The organism is Microcystis sp. M_QC_C_20170808_M3Col (genome assembly GCF_007095505.1).
GTDB lineage: Bacteria > Cyanobacteriota > Cyanobacteriia > Cyanobacteriales > Microcystaceae > Microcystis.
In genome coordinates, this window is record NZ_SFBY01000311.1 from 1 (window position 1) to 6,868 (window position 6,868).

General features: G+C 42.4%; 5 protein-coding genes and 1 pseudogene. 4 read left to right on the forward strand and 2 right to left on the reverse strand.

The features are described 5' to 3' along the window. Positions 1–154: 154 nt before the first annotated feature. Together EWV84_RS14275 and EWV84_RS14280 are read right to left on the reverse strand one after the other, a co-directional pair. A pseudogene (locus EWV84_RS14275) lies at positions 155–370 on the reverse strand (pentapeptide repeat-containing protein); the annotation flags it as partial. Between the two features lie 2 nt (positions 371–372). Beyond that, entirely contained in the window at positions 373–1,761 is a 1,389-nt protein-coding gene (locus EWV84_RS14280; RefSeq protein ID WP_287078517.1) for an LCP family protein, read from the reverse strand. 629 nt (positions 1,762–2,390) lie between these two features. On the opposite strand from EWV84_RS14280, the gene EWV84_RS14285 reads away from it, so the two are divergent. From EWV84_RS14285 to EWV84_RS14300, 4 genes are all read left to right on the forward strand, one after another. Beyond that, positions 2,391–3,068: a C40 family peptidase gene (locus tag EWV84_RS14285; RefSeq protein WP_287078518.1), complete on the forward strand. Its 678-nt coding sequence runs from the start codon at positions 2,391–2,393 to the stop codon at positions 3,066–3,068. Between the two features lie 15 nt (positions 3,069–3,083). Next, the gene (locus EWV84_RS14290; RefSeq protein WP_287078519.1) at positions 3,084–3,263 is read left to right on the forward strand and encodes a hypothetical protein; all 180 of its coding nucleotides are present in this window, start codon (positions 3,084–3,086) and stop codon (positions 3,261–3,263) included. Between the two features lie 94 nt (positions 3,264–3,357). Continuing rightward, positions 3,358–6,462, forward strand: coding sequence for an efflux RND transporter permease subunit (locus EWV84_RS14295; protein ID WP_287078520.1), 3,105 nt, complete (start codon positions 3,358–3,360; stop codon positions 6,460–6,462). A 27-nt stretch (positions 6,463–6,489) separates the two neighbouring features. Continuing rightward, on the forward strand, positions 6,490–6,612 hold the full coding sequence (locus EWV84_RS14300) for a hypothetical protein (protein WP_287078521.1): 123 nt from the start codon (positions 6,490–6,492) through the stop codon (positions 6,610–6,612). Positions 6,613–6,868 lie beyond the last annotated feature (256 nt).

Below are 6,868 nucleotides of genomic sequence, written 5' to 3' on the forward strand. Positions count from 1 at the left end.
TGAGACTTTCTGACGAAGAACTAGAAAAACTAAAACGGTATGCTCAACAAAAACAAATTTCTGCTGCCGAAGTTGTCAGGGATTGGATTAAAAAGTTAAAGTAATCAAGCCGCCCTCCGCGACCCTAAAGGGCGGGGTTTTCAACCCAAATTTTCGATAAATCGGCCTCTTCTAGGTTAGCTCCCCGCATCGCGGCAGCTGCGAAAACTCCTCCGCGCAAATCCTGATGGGAAAAATCCCGATCTTGCAGCTGGGCAAAACTATAGTTAATAGTTTTATCTTGGGCCAAAGCCACCGGACGGGCTGCAAAAAGTAGCCAAAGAATCGCCAGCAAAATAATTAAAACCAGACTGAAAAAATTTTTCAACATTGTTACTGTTGAGCGTTGAAAAACTGGGCTACATCATCACCCACCCGAACAGTTAGGTCTGAGTCTAAAGCACCAGTGGAGGATGATTCTACTTTACCGATTCCCAATTGATTTTTCAAGAGGTTAGCGGACTGAACATCACCTTTTTGAGCAATAATTGCCGTGGTTTCTAGCTTTTGGGAGGAGTCATCGCTAATATAAACATTTGTATAGCCCTGTTTGGCCAGATAATTACGAGTACGACGGGCTAAACCTTTGGTATGGGTGGCATTTTGAATGGCAATCCGCAGACTATAAACGGAGGTTTCTCTCCGCGAATAGTTATCGGTAAAATTATTAGCCACAATGGTTCTAATTTCGCGACGGTTCAAAATCCAATAACTGCGACCATCGTATTCCTCGAGGCTATTAAACCGGCCGGGGAGTAGGATCATTCTTAAGTCATCCCGTTTAATTTCCCGGCCAAAATTAGCGATAGCCAGCATTTCCTCGACGGTTAAATTCGTATCGATATATTGTTGTAAAACCTGTACTGCTTTCGGGAGACTGGGCAGAATTGTCGGACTAAAAATCTTTTGTTGTAGTGCTTTTAATAAAATTTGTTGTCTTTGTACGCGACCGATATCGCCGTATTGCGGGTTACGAAAACGGGCAAATTGTTCGGCTTGGTCGCCGTTGAGATTTTGCCAACCCTCTTGTAAATCAATTTCTAATTTTTGGGTGACATCTTTATGATACATTCGTTCGGGTACATAAACTTCTACACCCCCGACTAAATCGACTAATTCCTTAAAGGCATCGGTAGTCACCCGCACATAGCGATCAACGGTGACATCCCCTAAAGTATTACCGACCACTTCCGCCGCTAGAGTAGGTCCGCCGTGAACATTGGCATCGTTGATTTTAGTGAAACCGTGGCCGGGGATTCTGACGCGGCTATCGCGAGGGATAGACAACATTCTCACGGTTTTATCCGTAGGATCGAAGCGGACTAGGAGCATGGTATCGCTGCGACCTTTAAATACATCGTCGCTGTTTTTGGCATCTAAAACTCGATCGATGCCCATAACTAAAATATTAACAGGACGAGAAAGCTGCTGGTTAATTAAGCTATTCCAAGCTTGAGCCTCAAGGATGTCTGTTTGGTTGGGAAAAGTCGTTTTTTGGAAGATAGCCCCAATTGGTGCGGGTAAGGGACTAATTAAAGCGACGGCAGCCCCAACAGTGGCGGAAACTAGGGCTGTAAAACTGAGGGTTATTCCCCAAAATAAGCCCTTTTGCAGGGGAGATGCTTTTTTTAAACCGGACATGACTGAACTGACCACCGTGACGGTATTTTCTGAGTTTTGGCTGTATTCCTGCTTTTCAAACCGCCCCGAAACATTGGCCATGGACTAACCTCAACATCTGATTAAAAGCTTACTTTAGGATGTGACTGCTGATCCATAGAATCTATCTCTAGCGCAAAAGTTCCAAATCTTGGTCACTCCCCTCTCGCCGGCTATTGTAACATATTGTTAAGGAACTGGCTATAATAGACCTCTTGTAAAAACCCAAAATTGTTGTTAGGGTTAGGAGTCAGTAGTCAGAAGAATTAAAGATGAATAATAAGCCATTAAATAGTCTATTTCCAGATTTTATGCCATTTAATCCTTATTTTTGCGGTTTTTGAAGCCTGAAAAGTTAATTATGCAAGAGGTTTAATAATTTTTCAGGGATTCGGTTCGGTTATAGATTAAGCTGCCCGCACATTTAAATTGGTTGTTGAGATAAGGCAAGAGGTAACAGGCAAGAGTTAACAGCAAAGGGATTGGGGGAGATTGAGTTAATCTAAGGATAGGCGGTTAAAATGCGTCTTAGATTATCTTTGTGGCCAAGAATTAAGAGAGGTGGAAACTTGAAGATGACAGAACTAAGGTTATTCTCCTTATTTATTTTATCATTAAATCCTCGATTTTATACCTTAGCTTTTGGCTAGTAATGCAGTTTTTTCTGTCAATATACTTCTGATCTATTTTTTATGAAAATCATCTCTCTTACCCCATCATTCACCCAGGAATATCTCTGTATAAGAGACTTAAATCTCTACAATTCTCCCAGTTGTCAAGAGTTAGCGACCCAAGCACAACAGGGAAGACAATTAAAATTTATTTCCCTAGAAATTACCGAAAAAGGGCTACAAATTCAGCTAAGGGAAGATAATTATTTAGCTTGGTTATGCGGAGAAGATTTAGATGCAATTGCGGTGGCCACCACAGCTTATCAAAAAATTCCTCTAACTCGTTCAGACATAGAAAAACATATTCCTGAGATTATCACTTTTACTCAGGAAGCAAGGAACCGTACCAATCATTATCTCTGGGGTGGAACCCTTGCACCTAATTATGATTGTTCAGGATTAATCCAGGCCGCTTTTGCCACTTTTGGCATTTGGTTACCGAGGGATTCCTATCAACAGGAGGCTTTTTGTCAAAAAATAAACCGAGAGGAATTACTCCCAGGAGATTTAATTTTTTTTGGTGATAAAAGAGTTAATCATGTGGCGTTATATCTAGGGAATAATCAATATATCCACAGTTCAGGAAAAGAAACAGGTAACAATGGTATCGCTATAAATCTACTCACTGATGATAGGGATAGCGTCAGTCGTCATTATTATCAAAAATTATGGAGTTTCGGTCGAGTTATGCACAATTAATCAGTTATCAGGGAAATGGGGAAATGGGGAAATGGGGAAATGGGGAAATGGGGAAATGGGGAAATGGGGAAATGGGGAAATGGGGAAATGGGGAAATGGGGAAATGGGGAAATGGGGAAATGGGGAAATTTTCAACTAAAACCCCAAAACCCCAAAACCCTAAAACCCCAAAACCCTAAAACCCTAAAACCCTAAAACCCTAAAACCCCAAAACCCTAAAACCCTAAAACCCCAACCCCCAACCCCTAACCCCCAACCCCTAACTCCTCACTCTCCCCCATAGGTAATTATGTCAGAAAACATCTCCCTAAGCGGTCTATCAATTCGTCGTCACATAGGAGTATTGATGTTAACTATAGCAGTTATCATCATCGGTCTTTTTTTTCTAAATCGTTTACAAGTAGATTTGCTTCCTTCTATCACTTATCCCCGCATTAGTTTAAGGATGAATGTACCTGGAGTTTCCCCGGAAGTTATTCTCGAAGAAGTAACTAAACCCCTAGAAGAAGGAATGAGTGCCACCGAGGGAGTAGTACAAGTTTATTCAGAAACTCGCGAGGGAAGGATGCGAGTAGATTTATTTTTTCAACCGGGGGGAGATTTAAATGTCGCTTTAAATGAAGCTACCGAAAGTTTTAATCGTGTCCGACAAAATTTACCCGATATTATTGAGGAACCGCGCTTAAACAAATTTGAACCCTCTCGTTTACCCGTCTATGAATTCGCTCTCGTTTCTGATACCCTACCCCTAAAAGATTTAAGATTATTTGCTGATGAAGAATTAGGGAGAGAATTAGGATTTGTGGAAGGAGTGGCAATAGTGGACGTGATTGGGGGAGTTAGAGAAGAAATTCAAGTTAATATTGACCTGCAGCGATTACAATCTTTAGGAGTGGGATTAAATCAGGTTTTAGACACCCTAAAAAGACGCAATCAGGACATCTCTGGGGGCCGACTAGAGGGAGAAACCGGGGAACCTTTAACCCGCGCGGTGGGGAAATTTAAAAACGTAGCGGATATCCAAGATTTAGCACTGACCGATAGTAATAATCCCGAAGAAAAAATCTATCTGCGGGATGTGGCCAGAGTTATCGATGGGACAGAAGAACAAAGAATTTTTGTCACCCTAAATGGAAAAAATGCCGTGAGGGTTAGCGTCCAAAAACAACCGAATGCGAACACGATTGCTGTGGTAGAAGGGGTCAAAAAACGCATTGCAGAATTAAAAAAATCCGGGTTAATCACCGGGGGAATACAAGTCGTCCCCACTACTGATGAGTCTGTATTTATCCAAAACGCGGTCAATAACGTGGTTTCGTCGGGACTAGCGGGGACAATTCTAGCAGGATTGACTGTATTCGTCTTTCTCGGTTCCCTGCGACAGACTTTTATCATTACCCTAGCGATTCCTCTTTCTACCCTCGTCGCAATTATCTGTATGAAGTTATTCGGGTTATCGATAAATGTGTTTAGTTTGGGAGGATTGGCCCTAGGGGTGGGTATCGTGGTGGATAATTCCATTGTCATGCTGGAAAATATTGCCCTCAAAGTTAATCAAAACCAAAATAAGCGAGATTTTTTAGAAATTGCCCGGAATAGCAGCCAAGAGGTAGAATCTGCTTTATTGGCCTCCACTGCGACTAATCTCGTCTCTATCCTGCCATTTTTACTACTGGGTGGTTTTATTTCCCTGCTGTTTAACGAGATTATCCTCACTATCAGTTTTGCTGTGGCCGCTTCTCTCCTCTGTGCGTTAACCGTTGTTCCCATGTTGGCCAGTCGTTTGTTAAATATGCGGGTTTCTAGTGGTATCCATCGGTTTTGGCTCTTAAGAGTCTTTAGTCAACGTCTAGAAGGTTTAACCATTCTCTACGGTCGTTTTTTAGCTAAAATCATCCTCTACAGAATACCTGTTATCCTGCTGGCCTTTTTAATTTTAGGGGGAAGTAGTTTTTATCTCTGGCAATATATCCCCCAAGAAGTCTTTAGTCGTATTCAAACTGGACAGGTGAACGTTTTTGCCCAATTTCCCCCCGGTACCAATTTAAATACTAACCGTCAGGTGATGCGGGAAGTAGAAAAGATTTTATTATCACAACCAGAAACTGAGTATGTTTTTACTACCAGTGGCGGTTCTCTTTTTGGCACAACTACCAATGAAAATATTTTGCGCGCTTCTAGTACGATTAATCTCAAAAAAGGCACTAATACAGAAGCATATATCGAACGCATGAGCAAAGCACTAGAGCAATTAAACCTCGTTAACGTGCGTTTGCGTCTCACCCCTGGTCAAGTGCGCGGTATTATTCTTAATAACTCTCCCTCCGTTGGTGCTGACGTGGATGTGATGTTACAGGGACGCGATGGGAAAACTCTAGAGCAAGCTGGTGAAGAAATCCTCAGTATTCTCGATGAAAAAGTCCCTAGTGCGCGTTTTCGTGCCGATGCTGACCCCAGACAACCAGAAATCCAGATTAAACCCGATTGGACGCGCTTAAATAGTTTGGGATTGAGTACCCTGGAAGTGGGACAAACGCTACGGACCGCTATTCAAGGATCGATACCCACCCAACTGCAACGGGGAGATAGATTAATCGATATCCGGGTGCAATTGGACCCCAACTTGCGGCAAAAAATTAGTGACCTATCACAAATACCTATCTTTGTCAATAGGCAAGAAGATTTAAAATTAGCAGATATTGCCCGGATTGAAGCGGGAAAAACCCCCGGGGTCATCCAGAGAATCAATCAGCGTCAAGTTTTTATTATTATCGGCAGTTTAGTCGAGGGTGCGAAATTAAGTGACGCACTCGTGGGGGTACAATCGGTTTTAAATTCCACTCCCTTACCCGATGGTATCAGCATTTTACCCAGTGCTGCCGCCACGTCTAATCAAGAAATTCAGGGTTCTTTGGGTTTATTAGCGGGTTTATCGGTATTTTTAGTCTTTGTGGTCATGGCCGTGCAGTATAACTCGCTCATAGACCCTTTGGTGATTATGTTAACCGTTCCTTTAGCCCTAGCGGGGGGAATTTTTGGACTATATTTGACCAAAACCCCGATTAATGCCATTGTCATCGTCGGGGTGGTTTTATTGGTGGGCATTGTGGTTAATAACGGGATTATTATGGTGGAATTAGCCAATCAATTGCGGCAAGAATTCGGTTTTACTCGACTACAAGCCATTTTAAAGGCCGCTCCCCAACGTTTACGACCAATTTTAATGACTACCGTGACCACGGTTTTAGGTTTATTTCCCCTCGCTTTAGGATTGGGAGAGGGGGGAGAATTTCTGCAACCTTTAGGAATTGTCGTTTTTTCGGGTTTGTCTTTAGCAACGCTGTTAACTCTGTTTATTATTCCCTGTTTTTACGTTTTATTCTCCAGAAAATAATCCCCTTCCACAGTGGGGTGTGGGGAAGTGGGGAAGTGGGGAAGTGGGGAAGTGGGGAAGTGGGGAAGTGGGGAAGTGGGGAAGTGGGGAAGTGGGGAAGTGGGGAAGTGGGGAAGTAGGGAAGTGGGGGAATTTCAACTAAAACCCTAACACCCCCCGCAACGCGCACGCAGTGACCACCCTAACACCCCAACACCCTATCACCCTATCACCCTATCTCCCGACTCCTGACTTCTGACTTCTAACCCAATGTTGGCTAAAGATAAGCAAAAATTATTTATTGACTCCAAAAACTTGAGAATATTTAAATTAACATTTCGCAATATTTATAAATTCTTAAGAATTAATTGAGAAAGATTTTTATTTAACAACGATGTTGCAATGGTTACAGCGATTTGATAGAATT